General features: G+C 64.7%; 20 protein-coding genes. 13 read left to right on the top strand and 7 right to left on the bottom strand.

Translation table 11 applies throughout. The features are described from left to right. Positions 1 to 261: 261 nt before the first annotated feature. Positions 262 to 2,592: a hybrid sensor histidine kinase/response regulator gene (locus AC3D25_RS27515; RefSeq protein WP_488891646.1), complete on the top strand. Its 2,331-nt coding sequence runs from the start codon at positions 262 to 264 to the stop codon at positions 2,590 to 2,592. Positions 2,593 to 2,601: 9 nt separating this feature from the next. Here the strand turns inward: AC3D25_RS27515 and AC3D25_RS27510 are convergent, their stop codons facing one another. Then, on the bottom strand, positions 2,602 to 3,903 hold the full coding sequence (locus AC3D25_RS27510) for an MFS transporter (protein WP_488891645.1): 1,302 nt from the start codon (positions 3,901 to 3,903) through the stop codon (positions 2,602 to 2,604). Positions 3,904 to 4,171: 268 nt separating this feature from the next. Here AC3D25_RS27510 and AC3D25_RS27505 point away from each other — a divergent pair, with 268 nt between their 5' ends. The 6 genes from AC3D25_RS27505 to AC3D25_RS27480 all read left to right on the top strand — a co-directional run bounded on the left by AC3D25_RS27505 (position 4,172) and on the right by AC3D25_RS27480 (position 10,288). Continuing rightward, a complete protein-coding gene (locus tag AC3D25_RS27505; RefSeq protein ID WP_488891644.1) occupies positions 4,172 to 4,861 on the top strand; it encodes a FadR/GntR family transcriptional regulator in 690 nt (229 codons plus the stop codon). A 103-nt stretch (positions 4,862 to 4,964) separates the two neighbouring features. Further along, entirely contained in the window at positions 4,965 to 5,909 is a 945-nt protein-coding gene (locus AC3D25_RS27500; RefSeq protein ID WP_488891643.1) for a dihydrodipicolinate synthase family protein, read from the top strand. A 303-nt stretch (positions 5,910 to 6,212) separates the two neighbouring features. Then, a complete protein-coding gene (locus AC3D25_RS27495; protein ID WP_488892166.1) occupies positions 6,213 to 7,319 on the top strand; it encodes an extracellular solute-binding protein in 1,107 nt (368 codons plus the stop codon). A gap of 82 nt (positions 7,320 to 7,401) precedes the next feature. After that, a complete protein-coding gene (locus tag AC3D25_RS27490) occupies positions 7,402 to 8,481 on the top strand; it encodes an ABC transporter ATP-binding protein (protein WP_488891642.1) in 1,080 nt (359 codons plus the stop codon). After that, on the top strand, positions 8,478 to 9,347 hold the full coding sequence (locus tag AC3D25_RS27485) for an ABC transporter permease (protein WP_488891641.1): 870 nt from the start codon (positions 8,478 to 8,480) through the stop codon (positions 9,345 to 9,347). Before AC3D25_RS27490 ends, AC3D25_RS27485 begins: the two co-directional genes overlap by 4 nt. Further along, positions 9,347 to 10,288 carry an ABC transporter permease gene (locus AC3D25_RS27480; RefSeq protein ID WP_488891640.1) on the top strand — a complete coding sequence of 314 codons (942 nt, stop codon included), beginning with the start codon at positions 9,347 to 9,349 and terminating at the stop codon, positions 10,286 to 10,288. Before AC3D25_RS27485 ends, AC3D25_RS27480 begins: the two co-directional genes overlap by 1 nt. Positions 10,289 to 10,295: 7 nt before the next feature. Here AC3D25_RS27480 and AC3D25_RS27475 read toward each other — a convergent pair whose 3' ends face one another. Further along, positions 10,296 to 11,243: a LysR family transcriptional regulator gene (locus AC3D25_RS27475; RefSeq protein WP_488891639.1), complete on the bottom strand. Its 948-nt coding sequence runs from the start codon at positions 11,241 to 11,243 to the stop codon at positions 10,296 to 10,298. 111 nt (positions 11,244 to 11,354) lie between these two features. Between AC3D25_RS27475 and AC3D25_RS27470 the strand changes: the two genes are divergently transcribed. The 4 genes from AC3D25_RS27470 to AC3D25_RS27455 all read left to right on the top strand — a co-directional run bounded on the left by AC3D25_RS27470 (position 11,355) and on the right by AC3D25_RS27455 (position 17,621). After that, entirely contained in the window at positions 11,355 to 12,866 is a 1,512-nt protein-coding gene (locus AC3D25_RS27470; RefSeq protein ID WP_488891638.1) for a CoA-acylating methylmalonate-semialdehyde dehydrogenase, read from the top strand. A 156-nt stretch (positions 12,867 to 13,022) separates the two neighbouring features. Then, on the top strand, positions 13,023 to 14,219 hold the full coding sequence (locus AC3D25_RS27465; protein ID WP_488891637.1) for a GAF domain-containing sensor histidine kinase: 1,197 nt from the start codon (positions 13,023 to 13,025) through the stop codon (positions 14,217 to 14,219). A 113-nt stretch (positions 14,220 to 14,332) separates the two neighbouring features. Then, positions 14,333 to 16,708, top strand: coding sequence for a diguanylate cyclase (locus tag AC3D25_RS27460; protein WP_488891636.1), 2,376 nt, complete (start codon positions 14,333 to 14,335; stop codon positions 16,706 to 16,708). A 76-nt stretch (positions 16,709 to 16,784) separates the two neighbouring features. Beyond that, positions 16,785 to 17,621, top strand: coding sequence for an exodeoxyribonuclease III (locus AC3D25_RS27455; protein ID WP_488891635.1), 837 nt, complete (start codon positions 16,785 to 16,787; stop codon positions 17,619 to 17,621). Here AC3D25_RS27455 and AC3D25_RS27450 read toward each other — a convergent pair. From AC3D25_RS27450 to AC3D25_RS27430, 5 genes are all read right to left on the bottom strand, one after another. Next, entirely contained in the window at positions 17,605 to 18,069 is a 465-nt protein-coding gene (locus tag AC3D25_RS27450; RefSeq protein ID WP_488891634.1) for a DUF4126 family protein, read from the bottom strand. The two genes, AC3D25_RS27455 and AC3D25_RS27450, sit on opposite strands and share 17 nt — an antisense overlap. Positions 18,070 to 18,318: 249 nt before the next feature. Beyond that, positions 18,319 to 19,242, bottom strand: coding sequence for an urea transporter (locus tag AC3D25_RS27445; protein ID WP_488891633.1), 924 nt, complete (start codon positions 19,240 to 19,242; stop codon positions 18,319 to 18,321). 137 nt (positions 19,243 to 19,379) lie between these two features. After that, the gene (locus AC3D25_RS27440) at positions 19,380 to 20,213 is read right to left on the bottom strand and encodes a transglutaminase-like domain-containing protein (RefSeq protein WP_488891632.1); all 834 of its coding nucleotides are present in this window, start codon (positions 20,211 to 20,213) and stop codon (positions 19,380 to 19,382) included. Further along, a complete protein-coding gene (locus tag AC3D25_RS27435) occupies positions 20,213 to 21,091 on the bottom strand; it encodes a transglutaminase family protein (protein ID WP_488891631.1) in 879 nt (292 codons plus the stop codon). The genes AC3D25_RS27440 and AC3D25_RS27435 overlap by 1 nt, the downstream gene beginning before the upstream one ends. Before the next feature lie 276 nt (positions 21,092 to 21,367). Then, positions 21,368 to 22,093 carry a GntR family transcriptional regulator gene (locus AC3D25_RS27430; protein WP_488891630.1) on the bottom strand — a complete coding sequence of 242 codons (726 nt, stop codon included), beginning with the start codon at positions 22,091 to 22,093 and terminating at the stop codon, positions 21,368 to 21,370. A 147-nt stretch (positions 22,094 to 22,240) separates the two neighbouring features. Here AC3D25_RS27430 and AC3D25_RS27425 point away from each other — a divergent pair, with 147 nt between their 5' ends. Continuing rightward, positions 22,241 to 23,464 (top strand): pyridoxal-phosphate-dependent aminotransferase family protein, encoded by a 1,224-nt coding sequence (locus tag AC3D25_RS27425; protein ID WP_488891629.1) that lies wholly within the window; start codon positions 22,241 to 22,243, stop codon positions 23,462 to 23,464. Between the two features lie 152 nt (positions 23,465 to 23,616). Continuing rightward, on the top strand, positions 23,617 to 24,903 hold the full coding sequence (locus AC3D25_RS27420) for an MFS transporter (protein ID WP_488891628.1): 1,287 nt from the start codon (positions 23,617 to 23,619) through the stop codon (positions 24,901 to 24,903). Positions 24,904 to 24,926: the final 23 nt, after the last annotated feature.

Below are 24,926 nucleotides of genomic sequence, written 5' to 3'. Positions count from 1 at the left end.
AACCGCGCCTGATCCGGCCGCGCTTGATCCAACCGCGCTTGATCCAACCGCGCCTGATCCAGCCGCGCCTAATCTAACCGCGCCTGATCTAACCGCGCCTGATCTAACCGCGCCTGATCCAACCGCACCTGATCCCCCCGCACCCGATCCGCCCGAGCCTGATTTACGTCTATTCCCGCCGGGCGGCCCGCGCAACTGGACAAATTCCTCTCGTGTGAAAGAATGTTGCAAACCCTCTCGCACACACTGGACGCCTGACGCATGAAACCCTCCGCCGATGCGCTGCCAGGCTTCGCCGCACTCGCCGAGCACGCGGCGTGCGGGATGCTGCTGACCGCGACCGACGGCGCGATCCTTCACACCAACACCACCTTTTGCCACTGGCTCGGGACGACCGAGCCGGAACTCGTGGGCCGCCGCCTGCAGGAAATCCTCACGATGGGCGGGCGCATCTTCCACCAGACCCATTGCGCGCCCTTGCTCCAGACGCAGGGGTCGATCGCCGAGGTGAAGCTCGACATGGTGCATCGCGATGGCCACGCCGTGCCGGTGCTCATCAACGCGATCCGCCGCCGGCACGGCGAATTCATCTATGACGAGATCGCCGTCATGGTCGTGCGCGACCGCCACAAATACGAACGCGAACTCATTCGCATGCGCGAAAACGCCGAGGCCGCGCTCACGGCACAACGCGAGGCGCAACGCTCGCTGCACGAAAGCCGCGACGTGCTCGGCCTCGCGATGCGCGGCGGACGCATGGGCGTGTGGTCGCGCAATCTGGCGAATGATGCCGTCTGGTGGAGCCGCGAACTCGAAGATCTCGTCGGCTTCGAGGAAGGCGCATTCGGCGGATCGGAGGCGGCGTTTTTAACGATCGTCCACGAGGAAGACCGGCCGGCGGTCAACCGCGCGGTGCAACAGGCGATCGAGCAGCACTCGGATTACATCGTCGAATTCAGGTTTCGCCACGCGAGCGGCGAGTGGCGCTGGATGGAAGGGCGCGGCCGCGCGGCCTACGATCGCGCGGGCCGCGCGCTGTCGCTTTACGGGCTTGGCATCGACATCACGGATCGCAAGGAAGCCGAGCGCATCGTGCTGCGGCAGGCCGCGATTTTCGAGCATCAGAACGACGCGATCATCATCACGGACCTGCGCGGCGGGATCGTCGATTTCAATCCCGGCTGCGAGCGCATGCTCGGCTACAGTGCGCCGGAAGTACTCGGCCGTCCGATCTGGCGGCTGTGCGAGGCCCGCGGACGGCGGCGCGTCGTGCACGCCGCGCGCGCGGGCGTGGCGGCATCGGGCGAATGGCGCGGCGAGGTGGAATTCATCCGCAAGGACGGCAGCCAGGGCGTGTGCGAATCGGTCGTCAAGCTGCTCGTGAATGCATCGGGTCAGATTTACGGCGCGGTCAGCGTGAGCCGCGACATCTCCGAGCGGCGGCGCAACGAAGCGCAACTGCGCCAGTTGAACGAGCAGCTTTCCGCCGCCGACCGCCGCAAGGACGAATTTCTCGCAACGCTCGCGCACGAACTGCGCAATCCGCTCGCGCCGATGCAAAGCGTGCTCGCCGCGCTGCGCATGAAAGATCTCGACGATCCGCAACTGCGCTGGGGCCGCGAGATTTTCGAGCGGCAGTTGCAGCACATGACGCATCTCGTCGACGATTTGCTGGAAGTGTCGCGTATCACGCAGGGCAAGCTCGAATTGCGGCGCGAACGTCTTGAACTCGCGCGCGCGGTGAGCAGCGCGGTGGAAGCGGCGCGGCCGCTCGTGCAGCAGTCGGCGCACGAACTGACGGTCAAGCTGCCGCGCGAACCCGTGCTGCTCGACGCCGATCCCACGCGGCTCGCGCAGATCATCCTGAACCTGCTGAACAACGCCGCGAAATACACGCCGCCCGGCGGGCGCATCTGGCTTTCGGCGGAACGCGTGGACGGCCACGCGATCGTGTGCGTGCGCGATTCGGGGATCGGCATTGCAAAAGAACATCTGGCGCGTGTCTTCGAGATGTTTTCGCAACTCACGCCCGCGCTGGATCGCGCGCAAGGCGGGCTTGGGATCGGTTTATCGCTGGTGCGCGGGCTGGTCGAGTTGCACGGCGGATCGGTATCGGCGTCGAGCGAGGGGCCGGGACTCGGAAGCGAATTCACGGTGCGGCTGCCGGTTCTCGCGGAAACGCGCGTGCCGCGCAAGCGCAAGACCGACGAGACGGAAGACGCGCCGAGCCGCCGCGTGCTCGTGGTGGACGATAACCGCGACGCCGCCGACAGCATGGCGCTGGTGCTCGAACTCTGCGGTCACGAACTGAACACCGCCTACGACGGCGCGAGCGGCCTTCAGCGCGCGCGCGATTTAAAGCCGGACGTATTGATACTCGATATCGGCTTGCCGCAGATCAGCGGTTATGAAATCGCCCGCCGGGTCCGCGCGGAGCCGTGGGGCGGCGGCGCGTTATTGATCGCGGTGACCGGCTGGGGACAGGAACAGGACAAACGCGCGGCGCGGGATGCGGGCTTCGACCATCATTTCACCAAGCCCGTCGATCCCGCCACGCTGAACGCGCTGTTGACGCGCGCCCGCAGCCATTAAACGTCGGACTCAGGCGGCTCTCGCCGCCGCCGCGCGCGCGTCGCTGCGCTGAAGCACCGACTTCACCACGAACGTGAGCAGTACGGCAAAAATCACCACGCCGCCCGCCAGAAAGTACAGCCCATCGGCGAGATTGCCCGTATGCGCCTTGATCGCGCCGATCCCGAACGGGCCGATATAACCGCCCAGATTGCCGATCGAGTTAATGACGGCGATACCGGCCGCCGCCGTCGGTCCGGCGAGAAAACGGCTCGGTAGCGTCCAGAAAATCGGCTGCGCGGCGTACAGGCCGAACGCGGTGAAGCAGAGCGCGCCAAGTTGCACGACATGCGACTGCGCCGCCGCCGACACCGCAAGACCGGCCGCGCCGATCGCCGCCGATATCGCGATGTGCCAGAAACGTTCGCCGGTCCGGTCGGAATTGCGCGGTATGGTCAGCAGTCCCAACACGGCGAAGAAGTAAGGAATCGCCGAGAGGAAGCCGGTTTCCAGATTCGTCACGCCGAACGCCTTGATGATGGTCGGCAGCCACGTCGATAACCCGTAGATCGCGAGCGGATACGGCAGGAAATACAGCGCGAGCAGCAGCACGCGCGGGTCCTTGAGCGCGCGCAGCGGATTCTCATGCTGCTCCAGCCGCGACTCGCGGCGTTCGCGTTCCAGTTCGGCTTCGAGCCACACGCGATCTTCGGCGGCGAGCCAGTGCGCATCACGCGGCGTGTCGGGCAAGAGGCGCAGCGTCGGGTAGGCGAGCAGGATCGCGGGGAGGCCGGTCAGGATGAAGAGCCACTGCCAGCCGTGCAAATTCGCCATGCCTTCCATGCCGAGCAGGCCGCCCGCAAGCGGCCCGGTCACGATCAGCGCGAACGGCTGGGCGAGCAGGAACAGCCCGAAAATGCGCGCGCGATGACGGGCCGGAAACCACTGGCCGAGAAAGAACACGACGCCCGGATAAAAGCCCGCTTCGGCCGCGCCGAGCAGAAAACGCAGCGCGTAAAAACTGAGCGGCCCCCGAATCAGCGACATCGCGACCGTGATCGCGCCCCACGTGATCAGAATGCGCGCGAACCAGCGGCGCGCGCCGAAGCGCACGAGCATGACGTTGCTCGGCACTTCGCACAAAAAATAGCCGATGAAGAAGAGACCGGCGCCGAGGCCGAAGGCGGTGTCGCTGATTCCTGCATCCACGTTCATCTGCAGCTTGGCAAAGCCGAGTGTCGACCGGTCCACGTAGGCGACGACGTAGAGCAGGATGAGGAAGGGAATGAGCTTGGCCGTCATCCGGCCGATGATGCGCGATTCGGGATTCACCGCGAGTCTCCATGATGGCCGCGCCCCGTTATGGACACCGTTCCGGCGCGGGGTTTGCCCGGCGTCATCGCCGGTGTCTGTGGAACTTAGTTAAACAGCATCACCGCGTCAATGAGGGTATGACCGCTTCAATATGTGGATCGCACGGCGCGTTCGACGGGCGATCGAGGCAGCGCATAAGGGAAAAAGCGGAATACAAATCGCGCGGTTGTGCGGAAAATCTGCCTTACAATTCGTGTCTACCCAGACAAGCGCACGCGCCTCGACAATGAACGAGCCGAAACCGCCGGGACTCGCCGACCGGATCTACAGCGACATCCTCAACAGCATCCTCGAAGGCGACTTCAAGGAGGGCGACCGCTTGCCGACCGAACATGCGCTCGCGGAGCGCTTCGAGACCTCGCGGCCGACCATCCGCGAGGCGCTGGCCCGGCTGCGCGCGGACGGCATCATCGTGACGCGGCGCGGTTCCGGCACGACGGTCGGCAAAAAGCCGGACCCGGACGTGCGCCGTTTCGCGCCGCTCGAAACGCTTTCCGATATCCGCCGCTGCTACGAATTCCGCGTCACGACCGAGTCCGGCGCGGCGGCGCTGGCCGCCATCAAGGCCGACGAGGACGACCTCGCGGCCATTACGCACGCGTGGGAAGAGCTCGAACGGATCGTTGAATCGCAGGGAATCGGCGCGAAGGACGACTTCGCGTTTCACGTCGCGATCGCGCGGGCGTCGAAGAACCAGTTCTTCATTACGGTGATGTCGTATATCGAAGAACAGGTGGTGTTCAGCATGAACCTGTCGCGCAATTTGTCGCTAGTGAAGACCGTCGAGCGGCAGCGGCTCGTGCAGGCCGAACATCTCGCCGTGCTCGACGCCATCCGCGCACGCGATCCCGCGCGCGCGGGCAAAGCGATGCGCGAGCACCTCGAAAGGGCGCTGGAACGCATGTTCGGCTCCTGACAACCAAGCGTCTGCGTGGAAACACCGACGTAAAGTTGTTTGACAACATATCGGCGCCGATGCAACCTTGGACGCTCCAATGCGTTGCAGGGTCCGAGGTGCCATGAACGTCGCTCCGATCACCGAAGCCGAATTCGCCGCATCCGTCATGGCCGTGCCGCCGCTCGCGCGCCGGGCAGATTTCTCGCTCGATGCCGCGCAAAACCGCGCGTTGCTGACGCACATCGAAGCGGGCGGCGTGCGGACCGTGCTATATGGCGGCAACGCGAATCTCTATCACGTCGCGGTCAGCGAGTATCGCGAACTGCTCGATATGCTGGCCGATTGCGCCAGCCCGCAGACGCGTGTCATTCCCGCGATCGGCCCGGATTTCGGCAAGATGCTCGATCAGGCGCGCATTCTCGCGCAAACCGCTTACCGCACCGCCATGGTCTTGCCGCTCGCCGGTTTCACGACGCCGGACGGCGTGGCGCAGGGCCTCGAACGTATCGCCGATACAGCGGGCATTCCGCTCACGCTGTACATCAAGAACGAAGACTACGTGGACGTGGATACGCTCGCGCGGCTCGTTCGCCAGGGCACGCTGATCGCCGTCAAATACGCGATCCCGCGCGCCGATCCCGCCACCGATCCCTACCTCGCGCGCCTGCTGCAAAGCGTTCCGGCGAGCAAGGTGATCTCCGGTATGGGCGAGCGTCCCGCGCTCGTGCACGTCTGCGATTTCGGCCTGACGTCGTGGACGACCGGCTCCGGCTGTATCGCGCCGCACTCGGTCATGGCGTTGCTGCGCGCGGCGAAGGAGCGGCGTATCGGCGACGCGCAGTTGCTCTACGACGCGTTCATGCCGCTCGAAACCCTGCGCGACGATATCTCGCTGATCCGCGTGCTTCACGACGCCGTGACCTTATCCGGCATCGCCGATATGGGTCCGATCCTGCCGTTGCTCAGCGCGACGCCGGAAAAGGAAATCGCGGCGGTGGACGCGGCGACTCAGGAATTGCTGGCGTTCGAACGCGACCAAAGCGTCCAGATCGAAAGAAACATGTAGGCAAAATGAGTCAAACAAGTTTCGTAAACGCGGCTTCGGGTTTGTCCCGATAATCGGCGCGAACCGCGATCAACTCGTTGATAACGCTGGAATTATCGAAGAACCCGGCGCGCGCTCAGGGTTCCGACTTGCTTGACATATAAGCTTGCAGTTCGTTATGTTCGAGCATCAAAGCAACCAATGATTTCCAGCGGCGCGATGGCCGACCGGGAACCTTCCAAACACGAGAAGTGAGGAGACGAAATGGCTATTCCCGCGGGGTTGTCTGTCAAATTGGCCGCCGTGTGCGTTGCCGTAGGCGCGATGTTCGCCACGGCGGCGCATGCAGAACCGGTGTCGATCAATATCGTCGATGTGGCGGGCAATCTGCAGTTGACGCAGAAGGGCTTCGAGGCGTTCAAGACGAAGTACCCGGATCTGGTCTCGAACTTCACGTTCACCAACGCGCCCGCGCCGCAACTGCCCGGCAAGATCAAGGCGATGCAGGCGGCCGGCCGCTCGGATATCGACCTCGTCGTGACCGGCACCGACGCGCTCGCCGCCGGTATCCAGCAGGGCCTCTGGACGAAACTGCTGCCGGACAACGCCGCCGCGTTCCCCGGCGTGCTCGACAAATACGCGCCCGGTCCGCGCAAGATGCAGGAACTCGCGCAGGGTTATGGGCTGGAAGTCACGTACATGCCGGCCGGCCCGTTGATCGAGTACAACCCGGCGAAAGTCACCGACGTGCCGAAGACGCCCGCAGCGCTGCTCGCGTGGTGCAAGGCGCATCCGAACAAGCTGATCTACGCGCGTCCGGCCAACTCCGGCCCGGGCCGCACCTTCCTGATGGGCCTGCCGTACGTGCTCGGCGACAAGGACCCGATGGATCCGGTGAACGGCTGGGACAAGACCTGGGCGTTTCTCAAGGAACTGAACGAATGCATTCCGTACTATCCGGGCGGCACGTCGGCGGTGATGAAGGAGCTGGGCGAAGGCACGCGTGACATGACGCTCACCGTGACCGGCTGGGACATCAACCCGCGCGCGCTCGGCGTCGTGCCGGCCGAGTTCAAGGTGCAGGCGTTCGACAACATGACGTGGGTGAACGACGCGCACTACATGGTCGTGCCGAAGGGCGTGCCGAAGGAAAAGCTCGCCGTCATCTACAAGCTGATGAACTTCATGCTCGAACCGGCGCAGCAGGCGCTGACCTTCGACGACGGCTATTTCTATCCGGGTCCGGCAGTGAAGGGCGTGTCGATCGAACAGGCGCCCGCGAAGAGCCAGGAAACGATCCAGAAATACGGCCGTCCGGAATACGCGAAGCTTTTGGCCGACCGTCCGCACGTCGTGCCGCTCAGCGCCGCGAACATGGTGGCCGCGTTCCAGAAGTGGGACCGCGAAGTCGGATCGCAGAAGTCGAAGTAAGCACCTCATCGTTCTCAGCGTCAAACTGCGCGGCGGCGGTCTTTCAGCGACTCAGCGCCGCCGCGCTCTCCGGACAAACACCATGAAGCATGATTTCGAGCAATTGCGCCTCGATTCGGTCTCGCGCAGCTTTACCAACGCGGAAGGCCAGCAACTCGCGGCGTTGCGCGGCCTCGACCTGAACATCCGGCGCGGCGAATTCATCGCGCTGCTCGGGCCGTCGGGCTGCGGCAAATCGACGGCGCTCAACTGTATCGCCGGGTTGCAGCCGCTGACAGGCGGCGGAATCTGGCTCGACGATAAGCGGATCGACGTGCTGCCGCCCGAAAAGCGCGGCTTCGGCATGGTTTTCCAGAATTACGCGCTGTTTCCGCATATGTCGGTGCTCGATAACGTCGGCTTCGGCCTGAAGATGCGCGGGTTGTCGAAGGCCGAAACCACGCGCCGCGCGCGCGAGGCGCTGCAACTCGTCCAACTCGTCGGCCACGAAGCCAAACTGCCGGGCCAGTTGTCCGGCGGCCAGCAGCAGCGCGTCGCAATTGCGCGCGCGATCGTGATCGAACCGCCGCTCGTGCTGATGGACGAGCCGCTCTCGAATCTCGACACCAAACTGCGGATCGAAATGCGTGCGGAAATCCGCCGCATCCACGGTCAGCTTGAACGCGCGACCATTTACGTGACCCACGATCAGGACGAAGCGCTTTCGATGGCGGATCGCATCGTGGTGATGAAGGAAGGCGTCGTGCAGCAAGTCGCCGCCCCGAAGGAAGTGTATGGACGCCCGAAAAACCTCCACGTCGCGCGCTTCATGGGTTACCGGAACGTGATGCCGTTCACGCTCGAAGGCACGCAGGGCGAAGCGGTCGCCGTGAGCTCGAACGGCGTGCGTCTCACCGGCACGCCGATGGAAGGTTTCAACAGCAAGACCGTCAGCGTCGCGATGCGTCCGGAAGACATGGAGCGCGTCGCGCCCGGCACGGACAACGCGTTCGATGCGCAGGTGGAAACCGTCGAATACGGCGGCCGCGACTCGCTGATCCGCGTCAATACGGTGTTCGGCAAGATGTGGGCGCGGATCGAAGGCGAATGCGAAGCGGGCGAGCGCGTGTGTCTGCGTGTGCCGGTGTCGCGCACGCTGGTGTACGACGGAGAACAGAAATGAGCACGCTCGCGCTGCCTGTCAAGCGCGATGCGAAAGCCTGGCTCGTCGCGCCCGCGCTGATCTTCATTCTGGCGCTCTTTATCTACCCGTTCCTGTACGGTCTCGTGCTGTCGTTCAATCCGATGAACGGCGGCAGCGCGTGGGCCAATTACATCGCGTTTTTCACCGACACCGCGATGTGGCCGACCATCATCGTCACGCTGAAACTGGCGGTCCCGGCGACGATCATCAACGTGGGCGTCTCGGTGCCGGTCGCGTTCGCGCTGCGCCGCAACTCGCCGTATCAGAAGTTCGTGACGACGCTGCTCGTGATTCCGGTCACGCTCGGCACGGTGTTGATCGCCGATGGCATGCTCACGTACTTCGGCCCGAACGGCTGGTTTCCGCAGGCGCTGCAAGGGCTGCATCTTTATACGGATGAAGTTCGCCTGACGCACAACTTTTGGGGCGTGCTGATCTCGCTGATCGTTTCAGGCTTTCCGTTCGCGTTCCTGCTCACGCTTTCCTACGTCACCGGTATCGACCCGACGCTCGCGCGCGCTGCCGCCACGCTCGGCGCAAGTCCGTGGCAGCAGTTCCGCCAGATCTATCTGCCGCTCCTGCTGCCGGGTCTGACGATGGCCGCGTGTCTTTCGTTCGTGCAGGCGTTTTCGGTGTTTCCGTCGGCGATCCTGCTCGGCGCGCCGGCAGGTCCGACGCGCGTCATCTCGATCGCGGCGTCGGAAGCGGCGTTCGAAAGTTACGATTACTCGCTCGCCTCGGCTATCGCGATCGTGATGGGCTTCGTGCAGTTACTGGTGGTCGCGGGGATGCTCAGCGCGCGCCGCTTCTTCTACACGGGACCGGTCACGGGAGGGAAAGGCTGATGACGACCGACCTGACCACGCAGGCGTCCGATAATCGCGACGCCACGAACTGGGCCGCATCGGCGCCGCATTCGCCGAGCGGCGCCAAGCCGGGCAAAAAGATGAAAACGCGCACGAGTTTGCCTGACCGGGTGTGGAAAGCACTCGTATGGGGAGCCATGGGGTTCTTCCTGCTGAACGTCCTGCTGCTGATCGCGACCGTCGCCGTGAATTCAGTGGCGACGCGCTGGTTCGGCACGCTCTTGCCGCAGGGCTTCACGCTGCACTGGTACGCGCAGGCGTGGACCGACTTCCAGTTGAGCAGCGTGCTCTGGGTGACGATGGAGGTGGTCGGCGCGGTGGTGTTGCTGTCGATCGCGCTTGGCGTGCCGGCGGCTTACGCGCTCGCCCGCGTGCAGTTTCGCGGCAAGCGGTTCGCGACGCTCGTGTTCCTGCTGCCGCTGATGGTGCCGCCCGTCACCTACGGCATTCCGATGGCGACCGTGATGTACAAGTTCGGTCTCGCCGGCACGCTGTCGGGCGTGATCCTGGCAAATCTGGTGCCCGCGCTGCCGTTCGTGATTCTCGTGATGACGCCGTTTATCGAACAGATCGATCCGAATCTGGAATCGGCGGCGCGCATTTTCGGGGCGAACACGTTCAAGTATTTCCGCTACGTGCTGCTGCCGCTGCTCGTGCCGGGCATGCTCGCGGCCGGTTTGCTGGTGCTGGTGCGGACCATCGGCATGTTCGAGCTGACGTTTTTCACGGCTGGCCCGGCCACGCAGACGCTGGTGGTGGCGCTGTACTACGCGGTGTTTTCGACCGGGGTGCGAGCGTCGCAATCCATCGACGCGATGGCGATGATCTATATGGCGATCACGCTGGTCTGGGTGCTGATCGCGCTGCAATTCGTCAGCCCGACGCAGATCGTCTCGCGCGTGAAGGAGCAGAAGCAGTAACGCCGATTCAAGCCGCAAAGCCATTGGCGAACGTCTCGCGCAAATACGCGACGAACGCCGACACCGCGCGCGGCACATGCGACGCATACGGCCGCACGATGTAGAGCTGCTCCGCGAACGCGCCCACGGGCCGCCAGTCGGGCAGCAGACGCACGAGGCGGCCGCCCGCGAGCGCGGCTTGCGCGCTGAAATCCGGCAGCAGGGCGATACCGAGGCCGTCGAGCGCGGCATCGCGTAACGCTTCGCTGTTGTTCGCGGCGAGCGGCCCGGCGATCGGCACGGTGACGCGCTCGGGCGGCGCGCGCCGCGCGGCGGCGCGCTCGAAGGTCCACGCGGGCGCTTCTTGCGCGCGCGGATAGTAGAGACAGTCATGTGCGCTCAGGTCCGCGGGCGAGACCGGCGTGCCGCGCGCATCCAGATAATCGCGCGTCGCCACGATCACCGATTGCGTCGCGCACAGCGTCCATGCGACGTGCGTCTCCGGCGCGGCGGCGCTGTGGCGGATCGCCAGATCGAAACCTTCGGTCGCGAGCGAACTCAGCCGGTCCGACAATTCCAGTTGCACGCGCACTTCGGGGTTTTCCCGCAGAAAGGCGGCCAGCTTCGGCACGAGTTGCTGGCGGGCGAACGCGACCGGCGCGGTGACGCGCAACACGCCGCGCGCGACGCCCGCCAGATCGCGCACACCCGCGAAACTTTCCGCGATCTGCGCGTACTGAGCGCGCGTTTCATCCACGAGCCGTTGGCCCGCTTCCGTCAGCCGCACGCTTCGCGTGGTGCGCTGCACCAGCGATACTCCCGCCGCGCGCTCCAGTTCCGCGATACGCTGGCTCATCGCCGCCTTGCTGACGCCGAGCCGGGTCGCCGCGCCCGTATAGCTGCCTTGACTCGCCAGCACGGTCAGCCAGTGCAGGTGCGTCCACAGCCCTTCGATTTGTTGCTGATTTTTCAGCATCGCGCTCGCTCATTGTTCACGACAGAAAACAATCAGTTCAATGATAGCGCCTTTGCACGCGGCCCGGACCTTTCTACACTGTCGTCACCGTCAACCCATCAGGTGCCCAACATGCAAAGCTTCAACGATCGCGCGGACGTCGTCCATTTCATCGCGGGCCGCCGCACGCCCGGCTCGGGCGACCGCACGCAGCCGATCTTCAATCCCGCGACGGGCGCCGAAGCGCGCACGCTGCGTCTCGGGACGACGGCTGACGTCGATGCCGCCGTCGTGAGCGCGAAAGCCGCGTTCGACGGCTGGAGCAACACGCCGCCGATCCGCCGCGCCCGCGTCATGCTGCGTTTCCTCGAACTGATGAACAAGCACCGCGACGAACTCGCCGCGATCATCACGGCGGAGCACGGCAAGGTGTTCAGCGACGCGCAGGGCGAAGTGTCGCGCGGGATCGACGTGATCGAGTTCGCCTGCGGTATTCCGCAACTGCTGAAGGGCGACTACACGGAGCAGGTGTCCACCGGCATCGACAACTGGACGACGCGTCAGGCGCTCGGCGTCGTCGCGGGCATCACGCCGTTCAATTTTCCGTGCATGGTGCCGTGCTGGATGTTCCCGGTCGCGATCGCGGCGGGCAACACGTTCATCCTGAAGCCGAGCGAGCGCGATCCGTCGGCGTCGCTGTTCATGGCAGGTCTCCTGCAGGAAGCGGGCTTGCCGGACGGCGTGTTCAGCGTGGTGCAGGGCGACAAGACCGTGGTCGATGCGCTGCTCGTGCATCCCGATGTGAAAGCCATCAGCTTCGTCGGCTCGACGCCGATCGCGAACTATATCTACGAGACGGGCGCGAAGCACGGCAAGCGCGTGCAGGCGCTCGGCGGCGCGAAGAATCACATGGTCGTGATGCCGGACGCCGACATCGATCAAGCCATCGACGCGCTGGTCGGCGCCGGATACGGCTCGGCGGGCGAGCGCTGCATGGCGATTTCGGTCGCGGTGCTGGTGGGCGACGTCGCCGACCGGCTGATTCCGCGTCTCGCCGAACGCGCGCGCACGCTGATCGTCAAGAACGGCATGGAAGCCGATGCCGAAATGGGCCCGGTCGTCACGCGCCAGGCGCTGGAGCGGATCGAAGGCTACATTGCGCTCGGCGTGGAAGAGGGCGCGACGCTGGTGGTGGACGGGCGCGGACTCAAGGTGCCGGGACACGAAGAGGGCTTCTTCACGGGCGGCACGCTGTTCGACCACGTCACGCCGGACATGCGCATCTACAAGGAAGAAATTTTCGGCCCGGTGCTCGCCTGCGTGCGCGCGAAGGATTTCGGCGAAGCGGTCGATCTCGTCAACGCGCATGAATTCGGCAACGGCGTCGCCTGTTACACGCGCGACGGCCACGTCGCGCGTGAATTCGGACGACGAATCGAAGTGGGCATGGTCGGGATCAACGTGCCGATCCCGGTGCCGATGGCGTGGCACGGTTTCGGCGGCTGGAAGCGCAGTCTGTTCGGCGACATGCATGCTTACGGCGAGGAAGGCGTGCGCTTCTACACGCGCCAGAAATCAATCATGCAGCGCTGGCCCGAAAGCACGGAAAAAGGGGCCGAATTCGCGATGCCGACGGCGAAGTAACGCCGAGTTTTTTCGCTGATTGCACCGCTTAAGCGCCGCTTTCGTTCGACGAAGGCGGCGTTTCTTTTGTCGCGCATCGTGCGCGAGCCGTCACCGGGACCGCACGGCATGCGTTAACATTCATTACTCACAGTCAATCAGCCGTAAGTGCAGCCGATGAAAGAAAGCGAAGACGAAATCGCCCGCGACGTGGCGGCAGTCTGCCGGATCGGCGCGGTGCCGGCGATTCTTCGCGTCATCTGCAAGAACACCGGCCTGGGGTTCGCGGCCGTCGCGCGCGTCTCGAACGAATCGTGGACCGCGTGCGCGGTACAGGACGACATCGCGTTCGGCCTTAAATCGGGCGGTCGGCTCGACGTCAACACTACGCTGTGCATCGAGGCGCGGGCCGCGCGCCAGCCGGTCGTGATCGATCACGCGAGCCTGGACCCGACCTATCGCGATCACCACACGCCGCGCATCTACAACATCGAAAGCTATATTTCGGTGCCGATCGTGCTGCCCGACGGCGAGTATTTCGGCAATCTGTGCGCCATCGATCCGCGCCCGCACGTCGTCTCGGACCCGCGCACGGTGACCATGTTCACGACGTTCGCGGAACTGATCGCGCTGCAACTGGAGAACGAGCGGCATCAGCGCGCGGTCGAATCGGCGCTCATCTCCGAGCGCGAGACGGCCGAACTGCGCGAACAGTTTATCGCCGTGCTCGGCCACGATCTGCGCAACCCGCTCGCGGCGGTCGGCGCGACGGCGGAACTGCTCGCGCGCCGCGCCGACGACGCCGGACTCGTCAACGTCGGCCGGCGACTTCAGGCGACCACGCGGCGCATGGCGCGGTTGATCGACGATGTGATGGATTTTGCGCGCGGCCGGCTCGGTGCCGGCATCGGCGTCGCGCCCGCGCCGTTCGCGGATTTGCCGCAGGCGTTGCGCGAAGTGATCGCGGAGGCGCGCGAGGCGAACGAAGGACGCGTGGTGATCGATCGTATCGCGCTCGACGTGAGCATTCACTGCGACCGCGGGCGCATTCAGCAACTGCTGTCGAACCTGCTCGGCAACGCGCTCGCTTACGGCGCGCTGGAGCGGCCGGTGACGGTCACGGCCGCCATCGACGGCGATTCGTTGCTGCTGTCCGTCGAGAACCACGGCCAGCCGATCGCCCACGCCGACCTCGACCAGGTGTTCCAGCCGTATTGGCGGCCGCTCAACAGCAAGCCGGGCGGCGGCCTCGGCCTCGGGTTGTATATCTGCTCGCAGATCGTGAAAGAGCATGGCGGAAGCCTCTCGGTCACCTCGTCCGACACGGACGGCACGCGTTTCACCGCGCGTCTGCCGCATTGCGTCTGCACCTGAACAAAAGCAGGGCACTGCGCGCGTCATAGTTGAAAGCCGCTAAAGATTTGGAAAGATCTGCCGATAAGCAGGGCTGATCCGATCCACTCGCGGCCCGAGGCCCTCGCCATCCCATGTTTGCGCCGCCAGCGTCACCGAGGTTTGCCGCCGACTTCAAGGTCCGCTTCCATCGACGGTCGCTTGAGCATCAACGTCCGCTTTCCACCATCACGATGGCGTTCACCGTCGTCGCGTTTCTCACGTTCGTGGGCGCGCGCGGGTTTGTCGCCGGGACGCCCGCGCCGCTGATCTACCGGCTCGGCTGCGGCGCGGTGCTCGCAGCGCTGGTGGCCGCGATTCCGCGCGTGCAGACGACGCGCGGTTTCGGGTTGATCGGCGTGGCGTATATCTGCGTGCTGCAAATGGGCGCAGTGCTCAACGTGAACGGCTTGCCGCAGCCGCTGCTGTGGCTCTTTCCCGCCGCGCTCGTGATTCCGATCTGCGCCGCGCCGCTCTGGCTCACGCCGCGCCATTTTCTGGCGGGCACGGCAGCGTTCTACCTGACCGGACTGCCGTATCTTTTCTCGATGCCGCTGCGGCGCGACGACTGGGTGCTGTGCGTGATGTGGGTGGTGATCGGCGTGCCGACGTCCACTGTGTTCAACTTCGGCTTCTACCGGTTCCGGCGCAACCACTTTCTGCTGGAAGAAAAACTCGCGCAGATTGCCGCGACCGATCCGCTGACTGGCCTCGCGAACCGCCGCGCGTTTCTCGGCGAAGCGACGGAACTGCTCGAACACATCGATCGTTACGGCGGCTCGGCGACGGCGATTTTCATCGATATCGACCATTTCAAGTCGCTCAACGACCAGTACGGCCACGCCACCGGCGACGACGCGCTGCGCGAAGTCGCGCGCACGCTGCGCGAGAACGCGCGGCCGGAGGACCGGATCGGGCGGCTCGGCGGCGAGGAATTCGTCGCGCTCAGCACGACAGCCGGTTTCGAAGATGTGCTGAAAGGCGCCGAGGCGCTGCGCCGCGCGATCGCGGAAATCCGGCGGCCGGACGGCCATTTGACGGCGAGCTTTGGTGTCGCGCGCTACCGGACCGGCGAGACGCCGATGGAACTGCTCGACCGCGCCGACGAAGCGCTGCTGCGCGCGAAGCATGCCGGGCGCAACCGCGTGTTCGTCGAGCGGTCGAACGCGGTCAGGCGCGTGCGCGCGGAGTCGGTGGCCATTGCGCGGGATTCGACTATTCCCGCGCCCGCCGCAATGCCGGAGACGGTGGATGAAACCTGGCGCTGGGGCGATTATTTCCTGTCGTCGCATTTTCAGCCGCTTTACAGCCTGTCGCACCAGAAGCAGGTCGGCTTCGAGGCGCTGGTGCGCGGCGCGACGGCGGACGGCGCGAGCATTTCGCCCGCGCTGCTGTTCGCGCCCGCGAACGCCGCGAACAGCGATATCACGGCGCTCGATCGCCTGACGCACGATCTTCATCTCGCAACCGGCCGTGGCGTGTTGCCGCTCAACGCGTGGCTGTTTCTGAACGTGACGCCGGCCACGTTCATCCACGAGGATTATCCGCGCGAGCTCGACGATAAAGCCCGCGCGCTCGGCTTCGATCCCGCGAATATCGTGCTGGAGATTCTGGAATCGCAGGGCGGCAGCGTGCAGGAATTGTCGCGGGCGGCGGCGCGGTATCGTGAGCGCGGCTTTTTGATCGCCGTCGACGATTTCGGCGCGGGCCATTCCAATCTCGACCGCCTGCTGCGCATCCAGCCGAATTTCGTGAAGCTCGACGGCGAACTCATTCGCGCGAAGAGCCGTGGCACGAATCAGCCGATCCTGCCGAGCCTCGTCGCGCTGCTGCATCACGCGGGCATGCTCGTGGTGGTGGAGGGCATCGAGACGACCGAGGAACTGATTCTGGCGGTGCAGTCGAATGTGGATTTCGCGCAGGGATATCTGCTCGGCAAGCCGGCTGCGGCGATCCGGCGGGGCGAACCCGCGAGTCCGCGTATCGATCATGCGTTCGATGTGATCGCGGAAAGCCGCGTGCATCGGCGCACGACGTTCGAATCGCAGGTCGAGCCGTATCTGGCCGCCATTCGCGACGCCGGCGATGCGCTCGCGCAACGCGCTAGTGTCGATACCGCGTTTGCAACGCTCGCGGCGCTCGATTACTGCATCAGTTGTTTCCTCCTCGACGAAACCGGCCGGCAGATCGGCGCGGAGATTCGCGGGCCGTCGTTCGTGAGCGACGCGCCGCCGCTTTATCCGATCGCCGATCCGCGCGAGGCGCGCTGGGACAACCGGCCGTATTTCCGCCGCGCGGTGTTTAGTCCCGGCGAGCCGGTGGCGAGCGGCCCGTATCTTTCGCTGACGAGCGGGCGGGCGTGTGTCGGCGTGACGCTGTCTGTTGTGATCGACGCGAAGCCGATCGTGCTGGGGGCTGAACTCGACTGGACTGCGTCGCGGCTGTCGTGGCCGGATTCGGCGAATGTTTGAGGGGAGAGGGATGCCGCGAGGGTGACGGGAATGGATCGTGCAATCGACTGCGTGCCGCCCACCCCACAAACCCACCGTGACTTCCTTCAAAATCGCCACTTTCAACATCAACGGCATCCGCTCCCGTCTGCCTGCGCTGCTGGCGTGGCTCGAACGCGAACAACCGGATGTCGCGTGTCTGCAGGAACTGAAAGCGCCCGACGCCGCGTTTCCGGTCAAGGAGATAAACGCCGCCGGATACGGCGCGATCTGGCACGGGCAGACTTCGTGGAACGGCGTGGCGATCCTCGCCAAAGGCACCGAGCCGCTGGAAAGCCGGCGCGGCCTGCCCGGCGACCCCGCCGATACCCACAGCCGCTATCTCGAAGCGGCGGTCAACGGCGTGCTGATCGGCTGTCTTTATCTGCCGAACGGCAATCCGCATCCCGGTCCGAAGTTCGATTACAAGCTCGCCTGGTTCGAGCGCCTCATCCGCTACGCGGCGGCGTTGCGCGAGAGCGGCCATCCGGTCGTGCTCGCGGGCGACTATAACGTCGTGCCCACCGACGAGGACATCTATAACCCGCGTTCGTGGCTGAAGAACGCGCTGCTCCAGCCCGAAAGCCGCGACTGTTACGCGCGCCTCCTCGCGGCAGGCTGGACCGACGCGCTACGGACGCACTTTCCGGACGAACGCATCTACACGTTCTGGGATTATTTTCGCCAGCACTGGCAGACCAATTCGGGGCTGCGTATCGACCATCTGCTGCTGTCCGCCGATCTCGCGCCGCGTCTGGCGAACGCGGGCGTGGACCGCTGGGTGCGCGATCTGCCGCACGCGAGCGATCACGCGCCGACGTGGATCGAGTTGAATTTACGCGCAAAAAAAGCACGCAAGCCGGCGACGAAACGCGCCGTCAGTGAACCTGCGTGACGATCAGCGCCGCACCGACAATCGCCACGGCGTCCTCGACCAGCGCGGCGGGCAGGTCGCGTCCGAACATCTGCGCGAGCGCGCCGCGCGCCGCTGCACCGCCGAGCGTGCCCAGCACCGCGCCGATCAACCCCGCGATCAATCCGCCCAGCAACATTCCGCTCGCGGCGCCGATCGCCGCGCCGCTCAAGCCGCCCGTCACGAGGCGCGCGCCGAATTGCATCGGCACTTTGCGGCTGGGCGTTTGCGGCAGTTGATCGGTGACGAGTTCGACAATGGCGAGCGCCGTCAGGATATAAGCCGTCGCCGTGTTGCCGAGAAAGGCGAGCGGCGTGTCGTGCAAGGGCAACCAGCCGAGATGCGCGGCCCAACTGATCGCGGCGGGCGCGGTCATCGCGCGAAGGCCCGCGACGACGCCGATCAATAAAGCGAGCAGATACACGATCATGGAACCCTCCGGAAGAATGAAAGGACGCGTTTGTAGCGGCGTCGGCGAGGGTGCGGATGTGACGGTGAATCGAAAATTAACCGAAACTAAATGTAAGCAAGAAACGACGCTAAATTGTCCTGAAGAGTGGAAAATGACGCGGAATAACGCGAATTGACAGACAAATAGCGCGCCAAATGCGGGATCAGCGCAATCAAGATACCTTAGGAAATTGTCGCGATGTTCGGCGCGGGGCGCGGATTCGGCGTGTTACGTGCGGTGGCGCTCGTTCAGCAGGCCGCTTCGGCCAAGCCGGTCCGCGATCCCGCTCGCGGACCGGCTGCGCGTCGTTGCATGCATGAACCACGCAGCGAGCACGAACGGCGCGGTGAGCGCCGGAAAGCCGAAATAAGCGGCGGCGCGCTCGATCGCGACGCAAACCGCGACGGCCCCAAGCATCCGGCGTGTTCCGGCGCGCGAGGTGGCAAGCGCAACGAGCGCGGGGTTGAAACCGCACGCGCCGGAAAGCAGCAGCGTGGCGGACGCGCCGGACATCGCGTGGAGTGCGAGCCCGAGGGCGCTGCCCGCGAGCGCCACACCGGCGCAACGCACGCCGGACACGGCGAGCGCGGCGCAGACGAGCGCGCCCGCGAGTACGCCGCTCGCGAAGAGAATCGGCGATAAACCGGCCAATACCGCGCCAGGAACGGGCCAGACAGCGGGCGTGACGGCCGTCGAATCAGCAAAAAGCGGCAGCCACAGCCAGGTGACGACCACGGCCGGGCTGGAAAAGAGCGGCAAGCCAACGCGGGCGAAATACGGCGCGAGCTTGACGGCGAGGAATGTCGCTAGCATCGCGGCCACGATGGCGACCGCGCCGGCCTGTGAATCGTCGCGGATGAAAGCGAATGCCGCGAGCGCCGCCAGCGCGCCGTTGAACGCGTTGAGGTCCTGACGCGCGGACGGCGAGTCGTCCGTATCCACGATGGACGCGAGCACGTTGCCCGTCACCGCGCCGATCACGAGCGCGCAGGCGAGCCGCGCGCTCTGGCTCAGCACGGCGGCGAACAGCAGCGCGCCGGTGGCGGCGTTGCGCTGCAAGACAATCTGGCCGATACCGCGCAGAAGCGCACGCAACGGCCCGGTCTGAGCTTGCGCGCGGGTTGTGGGGAACGAAAAGCAAAACGTGGACATGAAACTCCGCCGATGAGCGCCGCCTGGCGGCAGCGCGCGTGAGAACCGGCAGAAGAATAAGGCGCGCGGCGTCGCCCGTGGTCTGCACGGGCGAATACCGGCTATCAGGCATCAACTATTCGATCGGCGCCGCCGTCCTACTGCGGCGCGCAATGCACCACGAACTTTTGCAGCACGCTTGGGCCGAAAGTGTTGCTGATGGCGACATCGGCGGCATCGCGGCCACGCGCCATCAGCACGCGGCCGATCCGTGGCGCGTTGTTGCGGGCGTCGAAGGTCTGCCACGATCCGCCGATATACGCCTCGAACCACGCGGCGAAATCCATTGCGGCGTAGGGCGGCGGCAAGCCGATATCGCTGATATAGCCGGTGCAGTAGCGCGCCGGGATATTCATCGCGCGGCAAAGTGTGACCGCCAGATGCGCGAAATCGCGGCACACGCCGAGCCGCTCCTCGTAGACCTGCCACGCGGTCTTGGTCGAGCGGGCGTGGCCGTAGCCGAAGGTGATGTGGTTGTGTACGAAGTCGCAGATCGCCTGTACGCGATCGCGCCCCGGCGCTTTATCGCCGAAACGCTGCCACGCGATATCCGAGAGCACGTCCGTTTCGCAATAGCGGCTGCCGAGCAGGAACACGAGGGCGTCGTCGGGAAGGTTTTCCACCGGATGCTGCTCGCCGCGCAACGGCGGCGTCTCGAATTCGCCGGAAATTTCGAGCACGGCGGTCGTCGAGAGCCGGATGCGCCCGGGCGGCGCGACGATCCGGCTGCACCAGTTGCCGAAGCCGTCGCGGTAATGCGTGATCGGCACCGGTGGATCGACCACCATCAGATCGGCGGTCAGCACGTCCTGCGCATGCGAGAAATGCGTGTTCAGCATGAGGATCATCGGCGTCGACTGGGGACACTCGTATTCCAGTTCGTAACCTACGCGCAGTTTTAGCGGCGCGGCAATTTGCATCGGATGTGCCATTAATCGTCCTCGTCCTCGGTTACCGCCACCGTCACTTCGAGATCGCGAAATGCGCCCTCGGCCCCGTACCAGGTTCCCCACAACGGCAACGCCTGCTGATGGTTCCACGCCACCGCCACGCGGATCAGATGACGATTGCCGACAATGCTATTGGTCGGATCGAAATCGACCCATCCCGCGCCCGGCAAGTAAATTTGCAGCCACGCGTGCGTGGAGCCGCCGCCGCGTGTGGTGTCGTGATCCGGAATGAAGATGTAGCCGCTCACGAAACGCGCGGCCAGCCCGAGAAAGCGCACGGCGTCCATCATCAGCACGGCGAAATCGCGGCAGCTTCCGCTTTTCTGGCGGAGCGTTTCGGCGGGCGAGTACACGCCTTTTTCGGTGCGCCGGACGTACTTGAACTTGTCCTTGATTTCCTGCGTCATGGCGCGCAAGAGCGACATGGTGCCGTTCGTCACGCCCGGCGCGAGAAAGCGCTGCGCCCATTGATCGACGGTCGGATCCGGCTCCAGCCGATGCCGCGCGTGGACGAGATCGGCGGCTTCTTCGTCGGTATAGATGAACGGAAATGTGGTCGCGTAGGGTTCCAGCGCGTACTCGGGTTGCGGCGATTCGTAGTGTTCGAGCGTCACCTGGCTCACGAAACGCAGCTCCTTGGCCTGATCGGCAAAGGTCGCGATGGCAACGGAATTGTCGAATACGTCATGCAGCCAGCGCAGGCGGCTCGGCTCGGGCGTGATGCGCAACTCGCTCGTGACAAGCCGCAGATCGTGGCCGGAACGCGGACGGAACATCATCCGGTGTTCGCCGAAATCGACCGGCTCGGCGTACCGGTAGACGCTCACGTGAAGGACGGTCAGGCGTTGCGGGGCGCTCATTGGAGTCCGTCCTGAGCGTTGCCACGGCGGCTGACAGCAGCGCGACGGCAATTCGCGCTCGCTCGTTCGAGTGCCATGATGAACCCTTGAGTGATTGGATTGGCCTTTCCAGCGCGCGTCAGGCTGGCCTCAGGCGGCGCGGCCCGCGCCGAATGTCAAACAATGTGTCTTGAGCATACACGAGACGATATGGCGGAAAGTATTCAACTTGTCCGCCATGGTTCGGTAAAGGCAGCGCCACGTGCTCGGCGCCACGCGCTCAGCGCCACGCTTGGATTACGCGGTGAGGTCCGTTCCGGCCGCGTCGGCGTTCGATTGCACCTGGAGCACGGCGTCGCGCTTGTCGAGCAGATGCTGACGAAGGATTGCGGCAAGGCGCTTGCCGTCGCGCGCATCGAGCGCTTTGAGCATTTCGTCGTGATCGTGGATTGCGCGATCCCATTTCGGCGTCTGGAAATTGGAGCGAAAGCGCAGCGCCTGCAAGCGCCGGTTCACGGCGATATACGTCTGACGCAGCGCCGAATTGCGCGCCGCTTCGTTTATTTTGTCGTGGATCGCCTGATTGCGGCTGTAGTAACCGGCCAGATCGTTCTGGGCGCGGCAGGCGAGCATCGCGTAGTGCAGCGCCTTGATATCCGCGATTTCGGCCGCCGTGATCCGCTCGCACGCCAGTTCGCCCGCAAACGCTTCGAGGCCGCTCATCAGCTCGAAGGTCTCGCGCAACTCGGCTTCCGACATTCTCGACACCGACGCGCCGCGATTCGGCGATATCTCGATCAACCCTTCCGCTTCGAGCACCTTCAGCGCTTCGCGCAACGGCGTGCGCGAAATGCCGAGCGTCTCGCAGAGTTCGCGCTCATTCAGCTTCTTGCCCGCTTCCAGCACGCCCTCAACGATAAACCGGCGAATGTGATCGACCACCGTGTCGTGCAGGCGCTGGCGTTCCACTTTCGGCAAGAGCGGAACGATGGCGCCGCTTGCCTCGATTTCCGGATTTTGCATACAAAAGTCCACTAGGAGGTTGCTCTAATTCTAACGCAACTGTCAGGCCAACAAGCCAACAGGGTAAACACCGCGCATATTTACCTTGGGATCGTAACATTCCGTTGATATAGTTTTTTGCATGCAATATTCAACCGGAGAAGCCGAATGCTCAAGTTAGATTTTCATCCCGCTGGCCGACATTTCCTGCAAATTCCCGGACCGAGCCCGGTGCCCGACCGGATCCTGCGCGCCATGAGCTATCCGACCATCGACCATCGCGGCCCGGAATTCGGCGCGCTGGGCCTGAAGGTGATCGACGGGATCAAGAAGATTTTCAAGACCGAGCAGCCGGTCGTGATCTATCCGGCGTCCGGCACGGGCGCATGGGAAGCGGCGCTCTCGAACACGCTCAGTCCCGGCGACGCCGTGCTGATGTTCGAAACCGGCCACTTCGCGACGCTCTGGAAGAAGATGGCCGAAAGCCTCGGCCTCAAGCCGGAATTTATCGGGCTGCCCGGCGTGGAAGGCTGGCGGCGCGGCGTGCAGCCGCAAATGATCGAAGCGCGGCTGCGTGAAGACACCGGTCACGCGATCAAGGCCGTGTGCGTCGTCCATAACGAAACGTCCACCGGCGTGACCTCGGATATCGCCGCCGTGCGCCGCGCGATCGACGCGGCGGGGCATCCGGCGCTTTTGATCGTCGATACGATTTCGGGCCTGGCCTGCGCGGATTATCGCCACGACGAATGGGGCGTTGACGTGACCGTGTCCGGCTCGCAAAAGGGCTTGATGCTGCCGCCGGGCATCAGCTTCAACGCCGTCTCGCCGAAAGCGATCGCGGCGAGCGCAACCGCGAAGCTGCCGCGCAGTTTCTGGGCGTGGGGCGAGATCATCGAGATGAACAAGACCGGCTACTGGCCGTACACGCCGAACACGAACCTGCTGTACGGGTTGTCGGAAGCGCTCGACATGATCCTCGACGAAGGGCTCGACAACGTGTTCGCGCGCCACGACCGGCTCGCCGAAGCCTGCCGCCGCGCGGTGCGCGCGTGGGGCCTGGAAATCCAGTGCGACGATCCGGCCGTCTACAGCCCGGTGCTGACCGGCGTGATGACACCCGAAGGCGTGGACGCCGACGCGGTGCGCAAGGTGATCTACGAGCGCTTCGACATGTCGCTCGGCACGGGCCTCGGCAAGATGAAAGGGCGCATGTTCCGCATCGGCCATCTCGGCGACTGCAACGACCTGACGCTGCTCGCGACGCTCGCCGGTTGCGAAATGGGGCTGCAACTCGCGGGCGTGCCGCTTGCCGCGAGCGGCTTGCCCGCTGCGATGGCGTTCCTGACCGAGCAAGCGCGCGCTACGTCGCCGCTGAAAGCCGCCGCCTGAGCACGCTTAAAACTTATCCAGAACACGAGGCCGCGCAGAGAACGCGGCCCGCGAAAAGCTTCGCGCGCATCTGACACCTCACACCTGACAGCGCCGCGCCCGGCTGGGTTCGCCATTCGGCGGGCTGCCGATATAAGTCACGGAGACAGACGATGAAACGGTTCCGACTCACCAGTGCGACCAGTATCGTTCTAGTAATGCTCTGCATCATGTATTTCATTACCTATCTGGACCGCGTGAACGTCAGCACGGCGGCGGCGGGATTCGGCAAGGAGTTCGGACTGTCGAACACGCAGATCGGCCTCGTGTTCTCGGCGTTCGCGTACCCGTACCTCGTGTTCCAGATTATCGGCGGCTGGGTCAGCGACCGTTTCGGGGCGAAGCGCACGCTCGTGTTTTGCGGCGCGCTCTGGGCGCTGGCGACGCTCCTGACCGGCTTCGCGGGCGGCCTCTTTTCGCTGCTCGCCGCGCGCGTCTTGCTCGGGCTCGGCGAAGGCGCGACCTTCCCGGCCGCGACTGCCGCGATGTCGCGCTGGGTCGCGAAGGAACGGCGCGGCTTCGCGCAGGGCATCACGCACGCCGCCGCGCGGATCGGCAATGCTGTCGCGCCCGGCGCGATCGTGCTGGTGATGGCGACTTACGGCTGGCGCGAATCGTTCTACATTTGCGGCGGGATCAGCCTGGTGTGGGTGATCGTGTGGTGCCTGACCTTCACCGAGCACCCGAAGGACCATCCGCGCATTACCCGCGACGAACTCGAAGTGCTGCCGCCGCCGAAGCCGAAAGCCGCCAAGGTGCCGTTCAAGCCGCTGTTTAAACGCATGCTGCCGGTCACTATCGTTTATTTCTGCTACGGCTGGACGCTGTGGCTGTTCTTGAGCTGGATTCCGCAGTACTTCCTGCATAGCTATCACCTCGACCTCAAGAAATCGGCGATGTTCGCCTCCGCCGTGTTCTTCGCGGGCGTGATCGGCGATACGCTCGGCGGGATCGTCACGGACCGCCTGTTCGAGAAGACGCGCAGCCTGAAACGTGCGCGAAGCTGGATGGTGTCGGTGTGCATGCTGCTCACGCTTATTTCGCTCGTGCCGCTGATGTTCACGCACAGCCTCTACGTCTCCATGACGTGTCTCGCGGCGGGCTTTTTCTTCGCGGAGATGACCATCGGCCCGATGTGGGCGATCCCGATGGATATCGCGCCGGAATACTCGGGCACGGCAAGCGGCATGATGAACACCGGCTCCGCGCTCGCGGCGATCATCTCGCCGGTGCTGTCGGGCTTCGTGATCGACCGCTTCGGGAGCTGGGAACTGCCGTTCGCGGGCAGCATGCTGCTGATGGCGATCGGCGTGGTGCTCGCCTTGCGGATGCAGCCGGAAAGCAAGTTCGACGCCGCCGAAGCGGGCCGCGTCCATCCCGCGCCGGGGCTCGGCGCATGACGGCCGCTTTTCGCTATCTCACT

Source organism: Caballeronia sp. SL1002 (genome assembly GCF_057814995.1).
This window is presented reverse-complemented; position numbering and strand designations above follow the sequence as displayed.

Coding starts and splice junctions, on each gene's coding strand:
- AC3D25_RS27435 (WP_488891631.1), bottom strand. CDS start 21,091: ATGAGCGCCCCGCAACGCCTGACCGTCCTTCACGTGAGCGTCTACCGG.
- AC3D25_RS27490 (WP_488891642.1), top strand. CDS start 7,402: ATGAAGCATGATTTCGAGCAATTGCGCCTCGATTCGGTCTCGCGCAGC.
- AC3D25_RS27495 (WP_488892166.1), top strand. CDS start 6,213: ATGTTCGCCACGGCGGCGCATGCAGAACCGGTGTCGATCAATATCGTC.
- AC3D25_RS27505 (WP_488891644.1), top strand. CDS start 4,172: ATGAACGAGCCGAAACCGCCGGGACTCGCCGACCGGATCTACAGCGAC.
- AC3D25_RS27465 (WP_488891637.1), top strand. CDS start 13,023: ATGAAAGAAAGCGAAGACGAAATCGCCCGCGACGTGGCGGCAGTCTGC.
- AC3D25_RS27485 (WP_488891641.1), top strand. CDS start 8,478: ATGAGCACGCTCGCGCTGCCTGTCAAGCGCGATGCGAAAGCCTGGCTC.
- AC3D25_RS27480 (WP_488891640.1), top strand. CDS start 9,347: ATGACGACCGACCTGACCACGCAGGCGTCCGATAATCGCGACGCCACG.
- AC3D25_RS27450 (WP_488891634.1), bottom strand. CDS start 18,069: ATGATCGTGTATCTGCTCGCTTTATTGATCGGCGTCGTCGCGGGCCTT.
- AC3D25_RS27445 (WP_488891633.1), bottom strand. CDS start 19,242: ATGTCCACGTTTTGCTTTTCGTTCCCCACAACCCGCGCGCAAGCTCAG.
- AC3D25_RS27440 (WP_488891632.1), bottom strand. CDS start 20,213: ATGGCACATCCGATGCAAATTGCCGCGCCGCTAAAACTGCGCGTAGGT.
- AC3D25_RS27425 (WP_488891629.1), top strand. CDS start 22,241: ATGCTCAAGTTAGATTTTCATCCCGCTGGCCGACATTTCCTGCAAATT.
- AC3D25_RS27515 (WP_488891646.1), top strand. CDS start 262: ATGAAACCCTCCGCCGATGCGCTGCCAGGCTTCGCCGCACTCGCCGAG.
- AC3D25_RS27420 (WP_488891628.1), top strand. CDS start 23,617: ATGAAACGGTTCCGACTCACCAGTGCGACCAGTATCGTTCTAGTAATG.
- AC3D25_RS27460 (WP_488891636.1), top strand. CDS start 14,333: ATGTTTGCGCCGCCAGCGTCACCGAGGTTTGCCGCCGACTTCAAGGTC.
- AC3D25_RS27475 (WP_488891639.1), bottom strand. CDS start 11,243: ATGCTGAAAAATCAGCAACAAATCGAAGGGCTGTGGACGCACCTGCAC.
- AC3D25_RS27500 (WP_488891643.1), top strand. CDS start 4,965: ATGAACGTCGCTCCGATCACCGAAGCCGAATTCGCCGCATCCGTCATG.
- AC3D25_RS27470 (WP_488891638.1), top strand. CDS start 11,355: ATGCAAAGCTTCAACGATCGCGCGGACGTCGTCCATTTCATCGCGGGC.
- AC3D25_RS27430 (WP_488891630.1), bottom strand. CDS start 22,093: ATGCAAAATCCGGAAATCGAGGCAAGCGGCGCCATCGTTCCGCTCTTG.